21 protein-coding genes are annotated in these 23,221 nt (G+C 35.2%); 11 read left to right on the top strand and 10 right to left on the bottom strand.

Going from position 1 to position 23,221, the window contains the following annotated elements; translation table 11 throughout:
• Positions 1–1,025: 1,025 nt before the first annotated feature.
• From ptsN to lptC, 4 genes are all read right to left on the bottom strand, one after another.
• Positions 1,026–1,490 carry a PTS IIA-like nitrogen regulatory protein PtsN gene (gene ptsN, locus ACFIMK_RS05545; protein ID WP_375638147.1) on the bottom strand — a complete coding sequence of 155 codons (465 nt, stop codon included), beginning with the start codon at positions 1,488–1,490 and terminating at the stop codon, positions 1,026–1,028.
• Between the two features lie 912 nt (positions 1,491–2,402).
• Entirely contained in the window at positions 2,403–3,197 is a 795-nt protein-coding gene (gene lptB, locus ACFIMK_RS05540; protein WP_012754448.1) for an LPS export ABC transporter ATP-binding protein, read from the bottom strand.
• 6 nt (positions 3,198–3,203) lie between these two features.
• A complete protein-coding gene (locus tag ACFIMK_RS05535) occupies positions 3,204–3,803 on the bottom strand; it encodes an LptA/OstA family protein (RefSeq protein WP_375611352.1) in 600 nt (199 codons plus the stop codon).
• Positions 3,804–3,879: 76 nt separating this feature from the next.
• Entirely contained in the window at positions 3,880–4,524 is a 645-nt protein-coding gene (gene lptC, locus ACFIMK_RS05530; protein ID WP_375611351.1) for an LPS export ABC transporter periplasmic protein LptC, read from the bottom strand.
• Positions 4,525–4,707: 183 nt separating this feature from the next.
• Between lptC and ihfB the strand changes: the two genes are divergently transcribed.
• The 7 genes from ihfB (at position 4,708) to ACFIMK_RS05495 (ending at position 10,617) form a co-directional block, all read left to right on the top strand.
• On the top strand, positions 4,708–4,986 hold the full coding sequence (ihfB, locus tag ACFIMK_RS05525) for an integration host factor subunit beta (protein ID WP_273790186.1): 279 nt from the start codon (positions 4,708–4,710) through the stop codon (positions 4,984–4,986).
• Positions 4,987–4,993: 7 nt separating this feature from the next.
• The gene (locus tag ACFIMK_RS05520) at positions 4,994–5,290 is read left to right on the top strand and encodes a lipopolysaccharide assembly protein LapA domain-containing protein (protein WP_273790185.1); all 297 of its coding nucleotides are present in this window, start codon (positions 4,994–4,996) and stop codon (positions 5,288–5,290) included.
• Between the two features lie 174 nt (positions 5,291–5,464).
• Positions 5,465–6,397: a class I SAM-dependent methyltransferase gene (locus tag ACFIMK_RS05515; RefSeq protein WP_375611350.1), complete on the top strand. Its 933-nt coding sequence runs from the start codon at positions 5,465–5,467 to the stop codon at positions 6,395–6,397.
• Between the two features lie 2 nt (positions 6,398–6,399).
• Positions 6,400–7,254 carry a TrmH family RNA methyltransferase gene (locus tag ACFIMK_RS05510; protein WP_375668167.1) on the top strand — a complete coding sequence of 285 codons (855 nt, stop codon included), beginning with the start codon at positions 6,400–6,402 and terminating at the stop codon, positions 7,252–7,254.
• On the top strand, positions 7,244–7,747 hold the full coding sequence (gene lspA / locus ACFIMK_RS05505) for a signal peptidase II (RefSeq protein WP_375611348.1): 504 nt from the start codon (positions 7,244–7,246) through the stop codon (positions 7,745–7,747). The genes ACFIMK_RS05510 and lspA overlap by 11 nt, the downstream gene beginning before the upstream one ends.
• 1,120 nt (positions 7,748–8,867) lie before the next feature.
• Positions 8,868–9,641 carry a Bax inhibitor-1/YccA family protein gene (locus tag ACFIMK_RS05500; RefSeq protein ID WP_375611347.1) on the top strand — a complete coding sequence of 258 codons (774 nt, stop codon included), beginning with the start codon at positions 8,868–8,870 and terminating at the stop codon, positions 9,639–9,641.
• A 112-nt stretch (positions 9,642–9,753) separates the two neighbouring features.
• Complete coding sequence (locus ACFIMK_RS05495; protein WP_375612773.1) at positions 9,754–10,617, top strand: endonuclease/exonuclease/phosphatase family protein; 864 nt, start codon at positions 9,754–9,756, stop codon at positions 10,615–10,617.
• Between the two features lie 5 nt (positions 10,618–10,622).
• Here ACFIMK_RS05495 and polA read toward each other — a convergent pair whose 3' ends face one another.
• From polA to ACFIMK_RS05465, 6 genes are all read right to left on the bottom strand, one after another.
• The gene (gene polA, locus ACFIMK_RS05490) at positions 10,623–13,550 is read right to left on the bottom strand and encodes a DNA polymerase I (protein WP_375668168.1); all 2,928 of its coding nucleotides are present in this window, start codon (positions 13,548–13,550) and stop codon (positions 10,623–10,625) included.
• A 298-nt stretch (positions 13,551–13,848) separates the two neighbouring features.
• Complete coding sequence (dnaQ, locus tag ACFIMK_RS05485; protein ID WP_375629128.1) at positions 13,849–14,556, bottom strand: DNA polymerase III subunit epsilon; 708 nt, start codon at positions 14,554–14,556, stop codon at positions 13,849–13,851.
• 4 nt (positions 14,557–14,560) lie between these two features.
• Positions 14,561–15,148: a dephospho-CoA kinase gene (coaE, locus tag ACFIMK_RS05480; RefSeq protein ID WP_375612770.1), complete on the bottom strand. Its 588-nt coding sequence runs from the start codon at positions 15,146–15,148 to the stop codon at positions 14,561–14,563.
• The gene (locus ACFIMK_RS05475; protein ID WP_375629126.1) at positions 15,145–16,017 is read right to left on the bottom strand and encodes a shikimate dehydrogenase; all 873 of its coding nucleotides are present in this window, start codon (positions 16,015–16,017) and stop codon (positions 15,145–15,147) included. Before ACFIMK_RS05475 ends, coaE begins: the two co-directional genes overlap by 4 nt.
• Entirely contained in the window at positions 16,010–16,606 is a 597-nt protein-coding gene (locus ACFIMK_RS05470; RefSeq protein WP_375611343.1) for a Maf family nucleotide pyrophosphatase, read from the bottom strand. Before ACFIMK_RS05470 ends, ACFIMK_RS05475 begins: the two co-directional genes overlap by 8 nt.
• Positions 16,603–17,442, bottom strand: coding sequence for a pyruvate, water dikinase regulatory protein (locus ACFIMK_RS05465; protein ID WP_375612767.1), 840 nt, complete (start codon positions 17,440–17,442; stop codon positions 16,603–16,605). Before ACFIMK_RS05465 ends, ACFIMK_RS05470 begins: the two co-directional genes overlap by 4 nt.
• Positions 17,443–17,994: 552 nt before the next feature.
• On the opposite strand from ACFIMK_RS05465, the gene rho reads away from it, so the two are divergent.
• From rho to rsmG, 4 genes are all read left to right on the top strand, one after another.
• Entirely contained in the window at positions 17,995–19,260 is a 1,266-nt protein-coding gene (gene rho, locus ACFIMK_RS05460) for a transcription termination factor Rho (protein WP_015857121.1), read from the top strand.
• Positions 19,261–19,291: 31 nt separating this feature from the next.
• Positions 19,292–20,599, top strand: coding sequence for a tRNA uridine-5-carboxymethylaminomethyl(34) synthesis GTPase MnmE (gene mnmE, locus ACFIMK_RS05455; RefSeq protein ID WP_375638143.1), 1,308 nt, complete (start codon positions 19,292–19,294; stop codon positions 20,597–20,599).
• 106 nt (positions 20,600–20,705) lie between these two features.
• Positions 20,706–22,574, top strand: a complete 1,869-nt coding sequence (gene mnmG / locus ACFIMK_RS05450) for a tRNA uridine-5-carboxymethylaminomethyl(34) synthesis enzyme MnmG (protein WP_375639846.1) — start codon at positions 20,706–20,708, stop codon at positions 22,572–22,574.
• Complete coding sequence (gene rsmG, locus ACFIMK_RS05445) at positions 22,574–23,221, top strand: 16S rRNA (guanine(527)-N(7))-methyltransferase RsmG (RefSeq protein WP_375611339.1); 648 nt, start codon at positions 22,574–22,576, stop codon at positions 23,219–23,221. Before mnmG ends, rsmG begins: the two co-directional genes overlap by 1 nt.

Below are 23,221 nucleotides of genomic sequence, written 5' to 3'. Positions count from 1 at the left end.
TTTTAAACAATATTTTAATCAATTAAAGACACTTAAATAAATCTTCCTATGCATAAAAACTCTTTCACCCAACCTAAAGGTATAATTTTCATTCTTACCGTACAAAATTGTTCTTTAGCATGAGCTCTATACAACAGCAGACATCTAAATCATATCTATAAAATAGTTGATCTCTCCACTTGTGAAGAAGAAAGCTGGCACCATAACACTATTTTCCAGCTCCCAATGTTTTGCACAACTCTCGATACTTTAGACGATTCATAGGAAGCATTTTTACCCCTTTCTTGTACAGTTTTTATCCACACGCTAATTCCGTTTACAACGTGCAAGGAAATGGTTTTGATTGATTCAACATAAACAAGTTTGGAATGAGAGAATTTTACAATATTCGGATCTCTCATCCAACATGCGAAATAGTGAATTATATTTAAAATCAATATCTTGCTATACTGAAGATACAATATATCTCTTATTTCTTCTTGAGCATTAAAATATTATCCCTAAACACTCAAACTCAACTTACAAAAAAATTCAATGCACAAATAAACTTTTCTGTTGATTTCTTTCCCGCTTTCAAAGGACGAAGATTCTTAATCCAATCTGGACTGAAAAAGTTTGGATTCTTGTCGAGCGATCTCCTCTTTTCTTCCCACTCATGTGATTCACTTAACTAAAGGCTCTACAGACAAGTCCTGTTTAAAAATATTTACCACGCACTCTAAAAGCACTTAATATATTAAGAAGACTTACAGAATTTATCTCACCATATCTCAAATGATAGTGTTTTTACAGTATAACAGGATAAAAGAATCCACGAACATAATAATTAGATGCTTTAATATACGAGAACAAGAAAGGAAAAGCCCTTCGTTTTTGTTGGTTGCTCTTTAAAAAGAAGGTTCAATTAGAAGTAATTTTCTTAAATCTCATGACATAACCTTTTATTATTAGTCTTAAGATGCAAATTATATTATTTCCTACGCTCTGTAGTGCATACCTCGCAATTTATACGCTCATAATAACTTTTAAGCTGCATTTGATTCTGAAGTTTGAATCAATAAAGCATAAAGCGCATTGGCATTATGCGTACTGCGCAACTTTTGTACAACTTCAGTGTGACGCAAAACACGTGCGATCTGTGATAAAGCTTTTAAGTGATCTGCACCAGCATTTTCAGGTGCTAAAAGGAGAAAAACGAGATCTATAGGTTCGTCGTCAAGAGCTTCAAAATCAACAGGACTTTCAAGACGTGCAAATATACCAATGATCCGATTAATATCAGGTAATTTTCCATGAGGAATCGCAATACCTCCACCCAAACCCGTTGAACCAAGCTTCTCGCGTTGTAAAACAACATCAAAAATCACATGCTCACTAAGACCTGTTAGCTTGGAAGCTTTTTCGGCTAAAATTTGCAGAACCTGTTTTTTCGAATTAGCCTTAAGAGCCGGAATGATCGCTTCCGGTGCTATTAACTCACTCAAATTCATACTTTAATTTTCCTCTTACACGCTAAAATGCTCATCAATAAACCTATAAACGCTATAGATACTTAATGTTCTTTCACTTTTCGCAACATCGCATGTGTTTTTACTTTTCAATTTATAATGGGTGATGGCTCAATACATCTCATATCACTTCTAAAACAATAATAAATAGTATTCGGATCATCATTAACGGCATGAGAAACCAAACAAATGAAGTTGTTCATAAAGTTAATTTCCTTACGACTCTAGAAAAGGCCATTATTCATAAACTTATTAAACTTGTCATAAGAGTTGATGTATAATCCGCCATCAGAGTTTTTCTTTCTTTAAACAATGAGCCCTTAAATTAAGATGAAAAGCATACTGAGCAAAATGGACCTTTACTTTGAAAATTACTGTATAGCTTGAACATCGACTTATAACAAGAATATAAAGATTTTTAGAAATTTAATGATTATTTTAAAAGATTTATAGATTTAGCCTGATATCTGTAGCCAAGCTCCTATTTTCAAATAGGCGATATAAACCAATAAAATACGACAACTCCTATTGAATAACCGCAATATATAAACCGGTGCTCCCATCAAAATACCTAAAACAGCATCATCGATATATTTTTTGATTCGACAGAGAAAAATATGATAAATATCTCTTACCTTTCAATAACACACGCATTTATTGAGAGCTTCGTTTATCACTCATTATCACGTTAATCTAGTGATATCTTTTCTATGATACAATTATGAGTAAGCTAAACTTATAAAACAACAAACTAACCTCTAATGATGAAGCCTTTTTCACCACTCAATAACAACATTAAGGTTATAGTCATAAAAGAAGTTTTGGCATAAATAAGGAAATTTTCAGTAATAATGTTTGGTTAAACTTAAATGGAAACTCGTGAAAGCTGTAAAATCAAAGAGAAAACTGATTTCCCAAATAAATTCTGCGTACATCAACGTTGTTGATAATATCGTTAGGACAACCGTGAACTAACACCCGCCCTGTATGAATAATATAAGCGCGATCGACAAGCCCTAATGTCTCACGCACATTATGATCCGTTATTAAAACACCAATGCCACGCCTCGTTAAATGACGAATAAGTTGTTGAATATCGAAAATAGCGATAGGATCAATTCCTGCAAATGGTTCATCAAGTAACATAAAATGGGGACGAGAAGCTAAAGCGCGCGCAATTTCAAGTCGCCGACGTTCACCTCCAGATAACGAAAGTGCAGACATTTTACGTAAATGATCAATTTTAAATTCATGTAAAAGGCTATCTAACTCTTCACGTTGTTTAAGGCGATCTTTTTCAACGACCTCTAAAACAGCTTTAATGTTATTTTCTACTGAAAGACCACGAAAAATAGACGCTTCCTGTGGAAGATATCCAATACCTAAACGCGCACGTCGATACATCGGAAGATGCGTAATATCAAATCCATCAATTTTAATGGATCCTCCATCAGATTTTATAAGCCCTGTCACCATATAAAAACAAGTTGTTTTACCTGCCCCATTGGGCCCTAAAATGCCAACGGCTTCTCCCGTACGAATGCCAAAAGAAACACCATTAACAGTTCGTCTTCCTCGATAAACTTTAATCAAATTACTGGCAATCAAGGTCCCTTTTAAGGGATTTTTTGAAGCTTCACTTTCAAGATTATACCTATCGGTCTGTTTTTTTCTTTTGATTCCAAACATGAAATCTTAATGACCATTCTTTTGATTTTGTTTTAAAATAATAGAAACACGACCTTTTTTCTTAGGCGTCTCACAACCTTCTAAAAAAGCCTTTCCGCTTTCCATATTTGCCGTTAGTTTGCACCCCGTTGCCACATTGTCACCATCAGTTAACACAACATGATTCCCTGTCAAACTCATCATTTTTGACTTTCCATCAAAAACGCCTTTATCACCCGTAGCAACTTGCGTAGCAATTTTTATATAAACTTTTCCTAAAGCTTCCATTTTTTGTATACTCGACGAACCAAATAAAGAAACAGATGATGCCTTTGTATCTTCCTTGTTTTTATCAATTTCTTTATATGCTTTATCGTAGTAAACAACTAATTCTGCCGTTTTTAAAAGACGTTTACCTTGTACCACTGAAACATCACCCTTAAAAAGCGCTATCCCTTCTTTATCACGTATTTCCAAAGAATCTGCATGAAGTTCTACCGGTTCTTTATCGCTTGATAGACTTATTCCAAAATGAGCCACTTCAGCATATCCTAAAACTGCTCCTTCTCCTAACATTCCCATGCTAAAAGCTAACATCACACCTATCCATCTTTTGTACGATTTCATTATTTCAATTCTTCTGTTTGTATATACACATACTTCTCTTTATAAATATCCTTTAAAGATTTGTATTGATATTGCGTTATTGCTTTTGAAGCACTAAATGCACACCACCATGGAAATATATGTTTTTTCCTTTTTCTCGAATTTGTAAGGCGTTTGCGGCAAGATTCAAACCGGCTTGCTGAATATTAACACGTTGATCTGTTTTTAACTGTCCCTCGGATAAGTTAATACTAGCTGACATAAATTGTACCATCATCCCATCATTCGTCGTAATCGTGAATGGCTTATCCAACTGTAAAAAACCATTAATGTTATCGTAAACCCCCCCTTGTGCGACGAGAAAAACCTGTCTTTGTTGGCCCATAAATGCTCTAGCTGTAATGTTTTGCAACCCAATCATTCCAGCGTGGGTATGATCTTGAAATGCCTTTTCTGCTTTAAGCCAATAAGGTTCATGAGCACGCGTATACCCTTCTAATTTTGGATTGAGCATCGTCAAATTCATCACGCCACTTTCTCCATTATTCAAAGGCATAGAATCAGAAGTAACGGGAACCAAGAAAAACGTAAACCAGCAAAAAACCAGCGCTGAAATCAACGCTAAGAGAGGTAAAAAAATTTTTAATATGCTAATGCGACGCGAATGACGGGATGCTTTTTTTAAAACATCTCCAAAAGATGATTGCGTTGAAAAGGCTTTATAATGATTGTGTACGGACATACTCTCCTGATCTCTTAAATCCTCCGCATTTTTAATCTGTATACCCTTTATAGAAGGTATTTTCAAATTTTGTTTCTTGCAATTTGTTTTTTCTTGATTTTATTTTGCTTTTATCCGTTTATATATTGTAATATGCATGGAGTGCACAATTACAAAATTTTTTTGTGTGAAAGTGAGGCTATTGTGGTAAAATCAGAGCTTGTACAAATTATCGCTCGTCATAACCCGCATCTTTTTCAACGGGATGTGGAGAATATTGTAAACGCTATTTTTGAGGAAATTGCAACAGCACTTGCAAATGGCAATCGCGTTGAACTTCGTGGATTTGGAGCTTTTTCTGTAAAAAGCCGTTCAGCCCGTAATGGACGTAACCCACGAACAGGTGAAGCCGTTTCTGTTGAAGAAAAGTGGATTCCTTTTTTTAAAACTGGCAAGGATTTACGCGACCGTCTTAATCAGTGAGAAACTTATGATAATTAAACGTATTCTTCTAACAAGTATCGGTGTGATTCTCGCAGCGGTTTTGATTGTTTTTATCGTGGCTAATCGTCAAATGGTTCCGTTAACCCTTGATCCTTTTCGAGCAAATCCTGAAAGTTTTACTTATCATGCTCCCCTCTTTATATGGCTCTTTATTTTCTTTGGTTTTGGTATTTTATTAGGAAATCTGATCAGTTGGTTTTCCTATCACAAATACAAAAAAGCTCTCAAAAAAAGTAAAGCCGAGATTGAAAAATTGAAAACATCTATCACAAATTTGGTGTAATGGTATTTAAATGAAATCTTTTCTCTCTGTATTCTATATTCAGTACAGAGTTAAAAGTGCTCTTTTTCTTTTTTTTATACATTGTTTTAATTGACTTTAGCTTTTTTGCACTTTTACGAAACATTTAAGAGCTTTATAATATATTTTTATACCTCATATACCGTGATACAAAACATGCCTGCACAATGCTTTCAATTCTCCCATAACAATAGATATCCGCAGGAAAAGCTGCCCCTTATTTTAGAAACGGGTATAAGCGAAAACTATGCTCTCATTGATTCTGGTCATGGACAAAAATTAGAACGTTATGGAGCTTACCGCATTATTCGACCAGAAGGTCAAGCACTATGGAAACCCGCTTTACCACAAAAACAATGGGCTGATGTTGATGCTATTTTCACAGGAAACCTTGATGAAGAAGGGGTTGGGCGTTGGCATTTTCCTAAAAAGCCACTTGATGAAACATGGGTTCTTGCTTGGAATGGATTGTCTTTTCTAGGCCGTTTTACTTCCTTTCGTCATGTGGGGGTTTTTCCTGAACAAGATGCCCATTGGCGCTCTATGGAAGAACAAATTGTTAAAGCCGAACGCCCTATAAAATTGTTGAATCTTTTTGGCTATACAGGTATTGCCTCTTTGATTGGAGCACGAGCGGGTGCGAATGTTACCCATGTTGATGCTTCTAAAAAAGCCATTGCGTGGGCAAAAGCTAATCAAGAAAGAGCAGGATTACCAGATCATTCTATTCGCTGGATTTGCGATGATGCTATGAAATTTGTCGAGCGTGAACTGCGTCGTAAAAAAAGCTATGATATGATTCTTCTTGATCCCCCTGCTTATGGGCGTGGACCCCATGGTGAAATTTGGCAACTGTTTGATCATTTACCCGCCATGATCACAAATTGTCGTAAACTTCTCTCTGATAAACCGCTCTCTGTTGTCCTTACAGCTTATTCTATTCGTGCTTCCTTCTTTGCACTTCATGCTTTAATGCGTGATGCATTTGTAAATCTTGGTGGTACGGTCGAATCAGGAGAACTCATTTTGCGTGAAGAAGTTGCAGGACGTGCTCTTTCTACTTCTCTTTTTAGCCGTTGGATTGCTTGAATATGTGTAGACCCAAAACTGGTAGAGTGAAAGAAATTACCTCTCTTAGCAACCCCATCATAAAAAATCTTAAAGCACTTAGCCAAAAGAAAAACCGTAATAGAGAAGGTCTTTTCATGGCAGAAGGATTGAAATTGGTCATTGATGCTCTCAATCTTGGCTGGACAATACAGACGCTTATTTTTTCTAAAAGTGAAATCGGTAATGCTACTATCGAAAATACTGCCGCACGTGCTGTAGCCAACGGTGGTTTTGTTATTAAAGCCTCACAAAAGGTTATGGAATCACTTACCCGACGCGATAATCCACAAACAGTTATTGGTATTTTCAAGCAAAAATGGCACTCTTTTGAAATGATAAAAGGGCAGATTAAAGATGTTTACATCGCGCTTGATCGTGTACGTGATCCTGGAAACCTTGGTACCATTATTCGAACCGCTGATGCTGTAGGTGCTAAAGGTGTTATTTTAATTGGCGAGACAACAGACCCTTTCTCGCCTGAAACAGTCCGTGCAACCATGGGATCTATTTTCTCTGTACCACTTTATCGTTTTGATGAAAACGGCTTTTTAAACTGGTCTTCTCACTTTAAAGGCATGATCGTTGGCACGCATCTCAAAGGATCTCTGGATTATCGGACACTTGATTTCAAAAATGGTCCTGTTATCCTTTTAATGGGGAATGAAAAACAGGGATTATCAGATCTTCTTACGAATCGGTGTGATAAACTTACGCGTATTCCACAAAGCGGACGAGCAGACTCGCTTAATCTAGCTGTAGCAACAGCTGTTATGCTTTATGAAATCCGTCGCCCCTATTTAATACTGGAACCATGTGAGGAAAAACATGATTCGTAAATCACTCCCTTTTCTTCTCTTGGGCTTGGCTTTTACAGTAGTACTTGATCAAGCTGTCAAATACTGGGTTATGCACAATATGCCTTTAGGAACAGAAATTTCGCTTATTCCTTTTCTTTCCCTTTATCATGTGCGCAATTCTGGCATTGCATTTTCGTTTTTTTCTTCCTTTTCTCAGTGGGGAATCATCGCCATCACGATCATTGTGATTATCTTTCTTCTATGGTTATGGAAAAATACTGAATATAATAAGTCTTTAATGCGCTTTGGCCTTATTCTTATTATTGGGGGAGCCATCGGCAATCTCATTGATCGTATTCGCTTTCATCATGTCACTGATTACATACTTTTTCATATTGATGATATTTTTTATTTTGCTATTTTCAACCTTGCAGATAGTTTTATCACTCTCGGTGTTATTGCCATCCTTATTGAAGAATTGCGTACTTGGATGAAAGCAAGGCGTCATTCCAATAGTACATCTTCTCACTGATATGTTCAGTGCCTTAGAAAACAGAGATTATTGACCGTCACAAGTCTGATTACGCATTGATTTCTCTTAATCAATTCTTGTTGCTCGTCATTTCACGTGTTTCTCTTCATGGGACTATAAAATCTTACTTTCTTTTCAACTTTACATTTCTACACTTAGTTAGTGCAAAAGAAATGAACTCAAATAGAATCAATATTTTTTTATCCATGTGTCCTACATCACAATTTTTGAGGAGACATTTCACAGCATTTGAAGTTCTGTTTATTTGATTTGAACAATTGATTTTCGTACGTTTTTTAGTTTTTACAGATATCGATTTTACAGAGCCTTTCTTAAGTGCTTCGTTTAAAAACTCTCCTTTTTTATTTTATATATTGTTTAATAAAAAACATTTTTTCAACTATTTTCAATGGTGTCTTGTTAAAGCAACATATTGATTATAAATATAAATTACCGTTTTTCATATTGAATAAAAGCCCTTACTATCCTAAATCTCTTTTATTTGGAATCTGTTCATGTTGAATCCATTAAAACAATGTCTCTTGCAAGACACAAGTCAATAATCTTGATTGATTTAATATGAACAGATTTTCAACCAGAGAATCTTGCGATATTCGGAGTATCATTTAGCATTCAAAAAGACAATTTATCATTATACATCAATATATTATATAAAAATCCAATTCAATAGCTCTTATAAACGTGCAAAACAGATGCAATATTAGAGGTTGAAAATAGTGTGATGATACTTGCCGCTCTTCTCATAAACGCAAAAATAGTGAATATTTTATAAGGGATTGTATTACATAGTTTTTGTGAAAATATAAAAAATTTTGAGTGTAGTCTTTTTATCTTGCAAAAATATGGCAAAAAATGGGAATATTTTTTATTAAAATGAACTATTTCCTTACCAATTTGTAAGGTTCCTTCTTCATATAAATCTCTTGTAATTTTTAAATAAATCTCCATAATAAGAGCATATATGCTGGAATTCTGTCAGTGATTCTTAAGGGTTTTTGTATTTGCCCAATTAAGGCTTATACCAAGCTTATCTGTGTAATGACAGAGACACCTTTAAAGCCCTATACCTGACAGAACATATGCTAAAGGATTTTATATTATGGCTAATTTTAAAGATTTACGTTCGGCACCTGCTTCTCATGCCGATGCATCAATTGATCAGGGATTACGCGACTATATGTTGGGTGTCTACAATGCAATGGCCATTGGTTTGCTTATTACAGCTGCTGCCGCTTATGCAATTGTATCATTAGCAACGACAACAGATATGAGCCAAGCAGCAGCTCAAATCAATAGCAGTGTTTATCTAACACCATTTGGAGTAACATTTTATACATCGCCATTCTCTTATATTGTTATGTTTGCACCACTCATAGCAGTCTTATTTCTCAGTTTTAAAATTAATACATTGAGCACAAATGCTGCTCGTAGTCTCTTTTTTGGTTATGCTGCTCTGGTTGGTCTTTCACTGTCTTCAATCGTTTTGCGCTATACGACAGAAAGTGTTGTGCAAACCTTTGTCATTTCCGCCGCAACTTTTGGAGCTCTTTCACTTTATGGATACACAACAAAGCGTGATCTCACAGCAATCGGTTCATTCTTATTCATTGGATTGATCGGCTTGTTGCTTTCCATGATTGTGAACATTTTTCTTGGATCAAGCGCTTTGCAGTTTGCTATCTCTGTGATTGGTGTTTTTATCTTTGCTGGTTTAACAGCCTACGATACCCAGAGCATTAAGTTGATGTATTATGAAGGAGATGAAAGCGATACCAGAGGACGTAAAGTTATTATGGGCGCGCTGAATCTTTATCTTGATTTCATCAATATGTTTGTCTTCTTGCTACAGTTTCTTGGCTCAAACCGTGATTGATTGCAAAAATCATTACTTAATTAAAGAACCTTGTTTCTAAAAGAAACAAGGTTCTTTTGTTTTTAGTGTAAATCTTTACCCTCTGCTTCTTAGAAACTATTCTTTTCGCAAAATGACAAAAATCCCTTATAAGCAAAAATTCCCTTGGTTTACCGGTTTTATCCAACAAAAACTCCATAGCTCCTTTTTAAATACAATTCACAGCCGCTCTCATCATCAATCAAACATCGTCAATCAAAATAGTAATTATGATCTGACCGTTGCTTCCTATAATGTGCATAAATGTGTAGGTGTTGATAAAGTTTTTAATCCTACAAGAATTGTCCGTGTTATTACTGAATTACAAGTTGATATCCTTGCTCTTCAAGAAGCAGATAAACGTTTTGGGGAACGCATCGGTTTGATTAATCTTCAGCTATTAAAAGCTGAAACCGGTTTGATTCCTGTACCTCTTAATACTATGTCACCTCATGGCCATGGTTGGCATGGGAATGCTCTTTTTTTGCGAAAGGGATATGTACGTGATACTTTACAAGTCACTCTTCCTAGTATTGAACCACGTGGGGCTGTAATTGTAGAGTTGGAAATGGCAGCAGGCCCTATTCGTATTATTGCGGCTCATTTTGGCTTATTACGTTACTCTCGTAAACAACAAACAAAAATGCTCCTTGAAATTTTCCAAAAACGCCCCCTTATGCCTACACTCCTCATAGGAGATTTTAATGAATGGCGAATGGGAAAAGGCTCATCTTTAAATCATTTTTCTCCCTATTTTGATAGCACTTTTGAAGTTGTACCAAGCTTTCCCTCTCGTTTTCCTTTGTTAGCCCTTGATAGAGTTTTTTCTTTTCCCCACCAATTGGTAACAAGTATTGAAAATCATTATTCACCACTTGCACGCATTGCTTCAGATCATTTGCCTATCAAAGCCTATCTTAATCTTTCCAACGCAATCAATATTCTTAAAAATAAATAAAAAAATTAATGTGCCTCATCCCAATTTTGAGCCGTCATAACTTTTACTTCAAGCGGTACAGATAAAGATAGAACCGGTATTGTAGCATTTTCCATAACATTTTTAACAACAGTCATGGTTTTTTTACTTTCTTCTTCTGGTACTTCAAAAATCAGTTCATCATGAACTTGCAGCAACATTTTTGCTGATAGTTTTTCTGCTTTTAAAGCATCTTCCATATGTATCATAGCGCGGCGAATAATATCGGCCGCAGAACCTTGAATTGGAGCATTGATAGCTGCCCGCTCATTAAGAGAACGAATTTTTACATTCTTTGCTTTTATTTCTGGATAATGGATACGACGTCCAAAAATTGTTTCTACATAACCATTTTCACGTGCAAAGATTTTGGTCTTCTCCATATAATCTTTAATTCCTGGAAATCTTTCAAAATACAGTTGAATATAACGACCCGCTTCTTGGCGTGAAATTCCCAATTGATTGGCTAATCCAAAAGCTGAAATACCATAAATAATACCAAAATTAATCGCTTTTGCACGCCGTCGTATATCTGAATGCATTCCTTCTATCGCAACACCAAACATTTGTGATGCCGTTATAGCGTGAATATCATGCCCTTTAGCAAAAGCTTCTTTTAATGCTTTTATATCCGCAATATGTGCAAGAATGCGCAACTCAATCTGACTATAATCAGCAGAAAGTAACACATATCCTTTGGGAGCAATAAAAGCTGTTCGAATTTTACGTCCTTCAGCAGTTCGCACTGGAATATTTTGCAAATTTGGCTCTGATGATGATAACCGACCAGTTGATGTTATTGCCAAAGAATAATTCGTGTGAACTCGCCCTGTTTTTGAAAAAATATAAGAAGGCAAAGCGTCTGTATAGGTAGATTTTAGCTTTGAAAGTTGACGCCACTCAATAATTTTACGCGGTAAAATATGACCTTCAGCAGCCAACTCTTCTAAGGTCTGTGCAGAAGTTGACCATTGTCCACCCTTTGTTTTAGCGCCTCCAGGCAATCCCATTTTGCCAAAAAGGATATCCCCTAATTGCTTTGGCGAAGCAAGATTAAACTTTTCATCAGCTTGTTTGTAAATTTCCTCTTCTAGAATCAAAGCAGCTTGTGCCAACTCTCCTGAAAGACGCAATAAAATCTGCCGATCAATAAGAATCCCCCGTTCTTCCATTCTTGCAAGAACTTCTACAAGAGGTCTATCAAGACGCTCATAAATTTTTGTCATTCCACGAGCAACAAGTTGCGGTTTCAATACTTGCCAAAGACGTAGCTTTATATCAGCATCTTCCGCCGCATAAAGGGTTGCTTGTTTTAAATCTACTTGTGCAAAAGAAGTAATTTTTTTCCCGTTATGCGTTAAATCTTTATAGGCAATTGGTTTATGCTCAAGCCAACGTTCAGACAAATCATCCATATTATGGGTTAACATTCCAGCATCAAAAGCATATGATAAAAGCATGGTGTCGTCAAAAGAGCTTATCATAATGTCGTATTGCTTCATCACCAACCAATCATATTTTATATTATGACCAATTTTTAACACCGCTGAATCTTCTAATATCGGTTTTAAAAGTGCTAAAGCTTTTCGAGCCCCAATCTGTGAAGCAATGCGCCCGCCCCTCAAAAGGTCCTCTTCTCCTTCATCAAAATGTTCAAGAGGTATATAAGCTGCTTTTTCCGGCTGTAATGCGAGTGAAAAACCAACAAGCTTTGCTTGCATCGGATCAAGAGATGTTGTTTTAGTATCAAAAGCGAAAAAACCCTGCTCTTGTGCTTGTGATAACCAGTCTTTTAAAATTTCCTCATCAAGAATTGTTGTATAAGCATCTCTTGTAATTTTTTGAGTCAGCGCTTGATCTTTACGTTCTTGTGCAAAAACTTGTGGAGAATTTTCAGAAAAATTATGAAGGGATGCGCGCTCAGTATTCTTGATATCAGAATCATGCCTGATATCAGAATCATTCCTGGGGCTTAGTTTTTCCCATTCAACATTTATATCAAGTGCGTCAATAACAGCTGCATCGCATGTTGTTGCCTCTGCCACGCGACGCGTTAATGTTGAAAACTCCATCGCTTTCAAAAAAGCAATTAAACGTGGACCATCTTGTGGCTCCAAAATAAAATCATCTAAATCATTATCTATAGGAACATCTGTTTTAAGCCTGACAAGTTCACGAGATATTTTAACTTGTTCTCTATAAGCTTGAATGTTTTCACGTCGTTTTGTTTGTTTAATTTCTGTTACGTTTTGCAATAGAAGATCAAGAGAACCAAATTCATTTAACAACTGAGCTGCAGTTTTTGGACCAATGCCTGGAATACCCGGTACATTATCCGTTGAATCTCCAATTAATGCTTGTAAATCAATCATTTTTTCAGGCGCAACACCCCATTTTTCTATAACTTCTGAGATACCTATATGCTTATCTTTCATTCCATCATACAAAGATACATGCGTATTTACGAGTTGCATAAGATCCTTATCGGAAGAAATAATGGTTGTTTTTGCCCCAACCTTTGTTGCCAACTTTGCATAGGTAGCAATTAAATCATCCGCTTCAAAGCCTTCCTTTTCAATACAAGGCAAATTAAAAGCCTTCGTTGCTTGGCGTATTAGCGCGAATTGAGGAATTAGATCTTCAGGAGGTTCAACGCGATTCGCTTTATATTCAGGATAAATTTGTTTACGAAAAGTATCAGATGAATAATCAAAAATAACAGCAAAATGTGTTGGAACAACACCCGTAGCTGTATTACGAGCATCACAAAGTAATTTCCATAACATATTGCAAAAACCAGCTACTGCTCCTACAGGAAGTCCATCCTTTTTACGTTTTAAAGGCGGCAAAGCATAATAAGCACGAAAAATATAGCCTGATCCGTCAACCAAAAAAAGATGATCTGTTGCTTTCATGACATTTTTTCTCCATTTCAGCTAAAAAAACAAATTACCCTTATATATTTTTTCACTTTGCCTCTAAAAAGCCATTTTTTCTCTTCATAAGACGTGAAGTCGTTGCACTTTATATTAAGTACCTAGAGCTTTTCTTTGCTGTTACAGGATTAATAGCTTTCATTTTGCTCCTCCTATGATAGCTGAGGTACGATGTAGCGACAGGGTCGTTGTGGTGTTCCCCTCCCCACAACGACCGTTTTTTTTGACATCGATATTCTTTAATTTCAATCGTGACTCTTTTAGATAAAAGATGATGTTATTCATGAATTTTGAAGTTATTCCACAGAGCTTTTTCACCCATTTTGTAGATAAAATCAGCGTGTAACTTTTTTTCTTGCATACTCAATCTCGAAGGTAAAGCCTGCGGGCGAATTTTAACGGCATAAGATGTATCTTTATCGTTCTGGATATGTTCATCAATACCCCTTCTGTTATCAAAACCCAATACACCTTGCTTTCCACCGATGAGCTCAATATAAACATCGGCTAGAATCTCTGCATCAAGCAAAGCACCATGAAGAACACGATGGCTGTTATCAATTCCAAAACGTTTGCATAAAATATCAAGAGAATTAGGACCCATAGGAAATTTACGCCGCGCCATAGCCAATGTATCAAGAATATTATCAACACTGATAAGCGGTTTGTTGACGCGTTTTAATTCTGCATTAATAAAACCAATATCAAAACTCGCATTATGCGCAATCATTGTCGCGTCTTTGATAAATTCCAAAAATTCATCAACAATATCACTAAAACTTTTCTCGTTTTTCAAGCGTTCATTGGTTAATCCGTGAATTGCTACAACTTCATCAGGAATAATAACGCCTTCAGGGTTTAAATAAACATGAAATTGGCGTCCTGTGAGATAACGATCAACCATTTCTACACAACCAATTTCGATTATGCGATCTTTCTCTTTATCTAAACCTGTTGTTTCTGTATCAAAAATAATTTCACGCATAATTTTAATTCTTTAGCAATTTTTTTATCACATCAAAAACCTGTTGACGTGTATTCTCTAAATCTTTCCCTGTATCAATAATAAAATCAGCGCGTTCTCGTTTTTTTTCATCTGGCATTTGTTGAGCGTTGATAAAGGCAAATTTTTTCTCATTCATACCTTGGCGAATCATTACACGTTCTTTTTGTATTTCTGGTGGAGCAGAAACAACAATAACGCTATCCACACGACTTTCACCATTTTTTTCAAACAGAAGTGGAATATCAAGAATAACTAATTTTTTCCCTTGTTCACGCGCTATATCAATAAATTCCCTTTCTTTTTCTTGCACCAAAGGATGAATTATTTTTTCTAATGTTTGTAATTTTTCTTTATCATCAATCAAAATTTCAGAAAGTTTCAAACGGTTAACTTCTCCGTTTTCAACCACACCAGGAAAAATACGCTCTATGAATGACAAAGCTGGCTCACTTTTATAAAGCTGTTGTACTGCTTCATCAGCACTAAAAACAGAAATACCCGCTTGCTTGAAAAAATCAGCAACTGTTGATTTTCCCATAGCAATTGATCCCGTTAATCCTATGATCTTCATTCTCTTTTTTCACTCATATCCTCTAAAATAGCTGTCCGTAACGCTTTTGTTACCTGTGGTCTTATTCCGAACCACTGTTCAAACCCTATAACAGCCTGATGTAGAAGCATCCCAAGTCCATCAACCGTCTTGAGATCACAAGCCTTTGCCTGTTGTAAAAAAGGAGTTATCAATGGTGTATAAATAATATCTGTTACTAATGCCGTTTTTTTTGCTTTATGAAAATCGCAAAAAAAAGAATCACTTTTTTCTTCTGGACTTTTTATGCCAATAGAGGTTGTATTAACAATCAAATCAGCTTGATGAAGTATTTCATGGATTTTATGCCAATCGTAAACTTTAATGATTTTTCCAAAATGCTGAGCTAAATTATCAGCACGTTGTTTTGTACGGTTAATTAAATAAATCTGTTCAAATCCGCGTCTTTTTAAGGCATATATGATAGCGCGTGCGGCACCACCTGCTCCAAAAACAAGAGCTGTTTCCCCTCCCCAATCAGATACAAAATCATCAAGATTAGCGCTAAAACCATAGGCATCACTATTCGTGGCACAAAGCTTATCTCCTTCATACCAAAGTGTATTAACAGCACCAATCATTGTTGCTCTCTCATCTTTATAATCTGCTAAACGAAAAGCTTCCTGTTTATAAGGCAAAGTAACATTTCCTCCACAAAAGCCTATTTTTTGTAAAGACGCAATAAAATGACTGAACTCTTCAGATGTTACTTCTTGTGCAAGATATTCTCCTTGTAAACCATATTGTTTAAGCCAAAAATTGTGAATTCTTGGCGATTTTGAATGATGAATTGGAGAACCAACAACAAAAGCACGCGGATAATTTGTTTTTTTTATTGTTAAGTCAACCATCAATAATTCCTAAGTGGCGCAGTTTTATGAGTAGAGGCAGCAAAGGTAAACCAACAATGGTAAAAAAATCTCCTTCAATTTTTTCAAAGAGATGAATTCCTTCTCCTTCAATTTGATATACTCCCACGCTGTTTAAAACATCTTTTCCTACGCGTGCTAAATAACGTTCAATAAATTCTGATGAGAGTAAACGGACGGACATATGTGCACTAAAAGCTTCAACCCAAATTTTTTGACCATTTTTAAATAAAGCTACCGCACTATGAAGAGAATGGGTTTTTCCTGATAATTCACATAAACGTTGATGTGCTTCTTTAATATTTGTTGCTTTGTGAAAAACTTGACCTTCAAAATCAAGAACTTGATCACAACCAATAACGAAAGCATCAGGAAAACGGTCTGAAACATTTTTTGCTTTTGCGCTCGCAAGAAAACAGCTGAGTTCTTTAGGTGTTTTTTCTTTTGCTTTTTTTTCTACTTCTCTTTCATCAAAAGAAGCTCCTTCAATGGAAAAATTTAAGCCTGCTTTTTTTAATAATTTTGCACGATAAAAACTAAGAGATGCTAATATTAAAGTATCTGCGTTCATGAGAATTTTCTCTCATTTCCTTCACGAAATCGTGATAACAGTTCAAATATTGCAGCAGCAGTTTCTTCAATAGAACGTCTTGTGACATCAATAATAGGCCAACCAAAACGTTCGCAAATGCGTTTTGCATGGATTAATTCTTCAGCTATGTTGATACGATTAGTATAATTATCAAGAGCAAAACCTTCTCCTAAATCTCTATTTTGACGAATATGTGAGATTCTTTCAGCTGAAGCAATTAAACCAATAATTAAAGAATTTTTTACCTCTAAAAGAGATTCTGGCAAATCAATTCCTGGAATAAGAGGAACATTAGCCGTTTTGATTCCGCGATTTGCTAAATAGATGCTTGTTGGTGTTTTAGAGGTTCTTGAAATTCCCACAAGGATCACATCTGCTTCGGATAAGCTACTGGAAGACTGTCCATCATCATGCTCTATTGTAAAATCCAGTGCCTCAATACGGCGAAAATAATCTGCATTAAGATCATGTTGTGCGCTCGCACGTAAATGTGTTGGCATTCCAAGGTAAGACTGAAAAGCATTTAAAACAGGATGCAATATATCAATACAGGGAACTTCTATTTTTTTGCATTTTTTTTGAAGGAGTAGTTTAAGTTCTTCATCAATCATTGTGTAAAGAACAATACCTGGCTCTTGTTGTATTTCATCAAGAGCTTTCTGTAACTGTATTCTATTACGAATCATAGGATAGATATGCTCTGTTGCCTGAATCATTGCATATTGCGATGCTACAGCTCTTCCAACAGAAATTAATGTTTCTCCTGTTGCATCAGAAAGCATGTGTAAATGAAAGAATTTTTTTTCTTTTGTCACAAAAATTTTAACTCCTTGTTAAGACATGTGTATATATCCTCACCGTTTTTTATAAAACTAAAATTTATGAAAAATTCTCCTTTTTTATGCACAAATTAAATGCTTGTGATAATTTAATCCCTCTTATAAAAAAAGAGGGGATAATATCTTTAAGATAGTGATATTTTTATTCTTTTTTCAGTTCCTTTTGTGGATAAAATTGAGGATAAATAATAATCCACACTAAACACAGTTATAAATAAGAATAATCCTTTCTTTAATATAAATTTATTAATATAAATTTCTGTAAAAAATACTTTTGAATAGCATTTCATTAATGCTATAATCCTAACTCACATTTTTGTTATTAAAATAATTAAATACTATTTGGATTTTATATTTTTTCAAGTTTTTCATATAATTACTTAATATTACAGGAACAAATTTCATATAAATGGTACTTGCAGATTAAAAAAATTGAGTGTAGGATATTTTTTCTTAATAATATTTCACTCATAAATTTCCATAAATTATTTAGAACAATCTTCTCCTTAATTACAAAGAGCATATTTCATGCAAAAAATGAAACTACAAGAACTTAAAAGCAAAAATCCCGTTGAGCTTGTTTCTTTTGCTGAAACATTAGAAGTTGAAAATGCCTCCCTTATGCGCAAACAAGAATTAATGTTTGCTATCTTGAAAAAACTTGCTCTACAAGACGTTGAAATTATAGGAGAAGGTGTTGTTGAAGTTTTACAAGACGGATTTGGATTTTTGAGATCTGCTGATGCTAATTATCTTCCTGGTCCTGATGATATTTATCTTTCACCTGCACAAATACAGTCGTTTTCTTTAAAAACAGGCGATACAATTGAAGGTCCCATACGCAGTCCAAAAGAGGGAGAACGTTATTTTGCTCTCCTTAAAATTAATACAATTAATTTCGAAAAACCTGAAAAGATTCGTTATAAAATCCACTTTGATAATCTTACTCCTCTTTATTCAAATGAACGTTTCCAAATGGAAATACAAGATCCTACAGAGAAAGATATGTCATCACGCGTGATTGATTTGATATCTCCATTGGGAAAAGGACAAAGAGGGTTAATTGTAGCTCCTCCTCGGACGGGAAAAACAGTTTTACTTCAAAATATTGCTCATTCTATTACCACTAATCATCCTGAATGTTATCTCATTGTTCTTTTAATTGATGAACGACCAGAAGAAGTTACTGATATGCAGCGTTCAGTAAAAGGAGAAGTGGTTTCTTCTACTTTTGATGAACCTGCAATACGTCACGTACAAGTGGCAGAAATGGTTATTGAAAAAGCCAAACGTCTTGTTGAATATGGGCGTGATGTTGTTATTCTTCTCGATTCTATTACACGTCTTGGGCGTGCATATAATACAGTTGTTCCTTCTTCAGGTAAAGTTTTAACAGGTGGTGTGGATGCAAATGCCCTCCAGCGTCCAAAGCGTTTTTTTGGTGCAGCACGTAATATTGAAGAAGGCGGATCTTTAACCATTATTGCAACGGCTTTGATTGATACAGGAAGTCGTATGGATGAGGTTATTTTTGAAGAATTTAAAGGAACAGGTAATTCGGAAATTGTTCTTGATCGAAAAGTTGCTGATAAACGTATTTTCCCTGCTATGGATATTTTAAAGTCAGGAACGCGTAAGGAAGAACTTCTGGTAGAACGACAAGATTTACACAAAATTTTTGTTCTTCGTCGTATTTTAGCATCTATGAATGTAACAGATGCAATTGAATTTTTGATTGATAAATTAAAGCAAACAAAAAACAATAGTGAATTTTTTGATTCAATGAATACGTAGAGTCATTAAAGTTTTTATTAGGATAAAACCTGTGGATACAATCTTTGCTGTTTCGAGTGGATTGTTACCTTCAGGGGTTGCAGTCATTCGGCTTTCTGGTCCTCATGTTGTGGATATAGTTAAAACGCTTTGTGGTCGTTTACCTAAAGCACGTTTTATGCATTATGGAAATCTTACTGCTCGTGATGGTAGTTTTTTAGATTCTGGTTTAACTGTTTTTTTTCCTGCTCCTCATAGTTTTACGGGGGAAGATTGTGCAGAATTCCATTTACATGGAGGAAAAGCAGTCGTTAATCGTTTTCTCGATGAATTGTCGACATTTTCTGGATGCCGTATTGCAGAAGCAGGTGAATTTTCACGTCGTGCTTTTATGGAAGGAAAATTAGATCTTGTTCAAGCAGAAGGTCTTGCTGATTTAATAGAAGCAGAAACGGAAAGCCAACGGCGTTTAGCTGTTATGGGTACAAGTGGACATTTAACGACGCTTTATCGTGATTGGCGTCATAAGCTTATGAAGGCGCGTGCTTTTATTGAGGCAGAACTTGATTTTGTTGATGAAGCAGATATTCCCAACGCAATATCTGATAAAGTTTGGAAAGATGTTCAGGATCTTTGTACTTCTATTCGGGAATATATTACTGAAGGAGAACGTGCGAGTATTTTACGTGATGGATTAAAAATTGTTATTGCTGGTGCTCCAAATTCTGGAAAATCAAGCATTATGAATCGTCTTTCAGGAAGATCTGTTGCTATTGTAACGGAAGAAGCAGGAACAACCCGTGATGCTTTAGAAATGAGAATTATTCTTGGTGGTTTACCTGTTTTTTTAACCGATACTGCTGGTTTTAGAAAAACAGAAAATAAAATAGAACAGATGGGAATAGAAATTGCTAAACAGCATGTTAGGGAAGCTGATTTGGTTATTTTGGTTTATGATATAAGAAATCCTAAGCAAGTTGATTTACCAGAAACATCGGCTGAAATATGGTGTGTTGGCAATAAGCTTGATCTTTATGAAAAAAATGATCAGCGTTGGTCTATACAATTTTCCGCATTAACTGGTTTAAATTTTGATTATTTTATAAAAGAACTTGAATCATTTTGTCATTATCGTGCTTCTAAAATTGGAAATATTGTTCCAGCACGTAAAAGGCAACTTCAATTATTAAAGCAGGCTGTTAAAGAGATTGAATTTTCTCTTAATTATCATTCTCTTGATCTCAGTTTACGTGCAGAACATCTCCGTTGTGCAAGTGATTTTCTTGGGAAAATTACAGGAGATATTGATGTTGAAGATTTGCTTGATATTATTTTTTCAGAATTTTGTGTTGGTAAATAATGATTCACGTGAAACATTGATTATTTCATAGACAGATTATAAAGATTATGTAATTTATATCCTGTTTCACGTGAAACCTTAGAATATTTTCTACGGAATGAATTAAATGCAATCATATGATGTTGTTATTGTTGGTGGTGGTCATGCTGGCTGTGAAGCGGCTTCAGCTTCAGCACGTGTAGGAGCCAAAACAGCGCTTGTTACACATAAAATATCAGCACTGGGAACAATGTCGTGTAATCCTGCTATTGGTGGACTTGGAAAAGGGCATCTAGTTCGTGAAATAGATGCGTTAGATGGTCTTATGGGAAGAGCAGCAGATGCTGCTGGAATTCAGTTTAGACTACTTAATAGACGTAAAGGACCGGCAGTAAGAGGACCACGAACACAGGCAGATAGACAACTTTATAAAAAAGCAATTCAAAAATTATTAAAAGAACAAGAAAATCTTACTCTTATTGAGGATGAAGTTATTGATCTGGTTGTTAAAGATAATTGTGTATCAGGTGTTATTTTAAAAAAACAAGGAACAATTTTTTCTGGTGCTGTTGTTTTAACAACAGGTACGTTTTTAAATGGCTTTATTCATATTGGTAATAAAACATGGGCTGCTGGTCGTATGGGAGATCAGTCAAGTGTAAAACTTGCTGAACATTTGAAAAAATATCATATAAAACTTGGACGATTAAAAACAGGAACCCCTGCTCGTTTGAGTAAAAAAACAATTGCTTGGGAAGCTCTCCAAAAACAACAAGCAGATGAAAATCCCATACCCTTTTCTCTTTTAACAGAGAAAATTGAACAACCACAAATTGAATGTGCAATAACACGTACAAATGAGAAAACACATCAAATTATTCGCGAGAATATTTATCGCTCTGCTTTATATTCTGGAAATATTGAAGGGTTAGGACCACGTTATTGTCCTTCTGTTGAAGATAAAATTGTTAAATTTGGAGAACGTGATGGACATCAGATCTTTCTGGAACCAGAAGGATTAAATGATGATACTGTTTATCCAAATGGTCTTTCTACTTCTCTTCCTGAAGATGTACAAATTTCTCTATTGAAAACCATTGAAGGATTGGAAAATGCTATAGTTTTGCAACCTGGTTATGCTATTGAATATGATTTTGTTAATCCACAACAATTAACGAGAAACTTAGAATTACGTTCTTTACCGGGTTTGTTCTTAGCAGGCCAAATTAATGGTACAACAGGATATGAAGAAGCAGCAGCACAAGGACTTTTAGCTGGATTAAATGCTGCACGTAAAGTAGGTAAATTAGATGAAATACTTATAAGTCGTTCTACTGCTTATATTGGTGTTATGATTGATGATTTGGTTTCACGTGGTGTTTGTGAACCTTATAGGATGTTTACATCACGTGCTGAATTTCGTTTATCTTTACGATCTGATAATGCTGATACGCGTTTAACACCTTTGGCACAAAAATGGGGTATTGTGAGTAAAATACGTTGGGAATGTTATCAGAAAAAACAACAACGGCTTGATCAAGCACGATCAATATGTCAAAATCTTTTTTTAACACCCAATGAAGCTTCTGCTCATGGATTACATGTTAATCATGATGGAATTCGGCGTTCGGCTTATGATTTTCTTGCTTATCCTCATATGACCTTAGAGCGTCTTTCAGATTTTTGGCCACAATTAAAAACAATTGATTCTAAAACAGCAGAATCTTTAGAAATTGAAGCACAATATGCGGTTTATTTAGATAAACAAGCACAAGATATTGCCTCTCTTCAGAGAGATGAGCGTTTAGAAATTCCTTCTTCTCTCGATGTTCAGGCAATTTCAGGTCTTTCAAATGAACTTAAATCAAAAATTCAAGAAGTGTCGCCGCGTTCAATTGCTGATGCACAAAAAATTGATGGCATGACACCCGCCGCGTTATCGCTTATTATTACACATATTCAACGTCAACGACGTGAAAAGGCTAAAACAGCTTAATGAATTTTTCTACAGAAAAAAAATATCAACAATTATTAAATATTGTTCCTTCTGTTTCACGTGAAACGATGGAAAATTTAATTCAGTTTGAGTCTTTAATACTTCAGTGGAATGCACATATTAATTTGATATCTGCTACAACTATACCAGATCTATGGACACGACATATTCTAGATTCAGCACAAATTTTTCCTTTGTATGCTCATTCTTTACATTGGTGTGATTTAGGATCAGGAGGAGGTTTTCCTGCAATTGTGATTGCTATCTTTTTGAAAGAAAAAAAAGCAGGACATATTAATCTTGTTGAAAGTAATGGGAAAAAAGTTGCTTTTTTGCGAACAGTTATTGCTCAACTTAATCTTCCAGCAACGGTTTATCACGCTAGAATTGAAGATATATATCAAAAAATTCCCATATCTGATATTATAACAGCACGGGGATTAGCGCCGCTTGATACTCTTTTACAACTCATTTTTCCTTTATTAACAGAAAAAACAATAGCTCTTTTGCAAAAAGGTCGGGATTACGCTACAGAAATAAAAAATGCCTCTGCCAATTGGCACTTTGATCTGTTAAAACATAAAAGTAAAGTTGATGAAAATTCTGTTATTTTGGAAATTTCTCATATTCGATCATATAGAGGGTAG

Source organism: Bartonella sp. AP280QHHD (assembly GCF_042196125.1).
Lineage (GTDB): Bacteria > Pseudomonadota > Alphaproteobacteria > Rhizobiales > Rhizobiaceae > Bartonella.
This window is presented reverse-complemented; position numbering and strand designations above follow the sequence as displayed.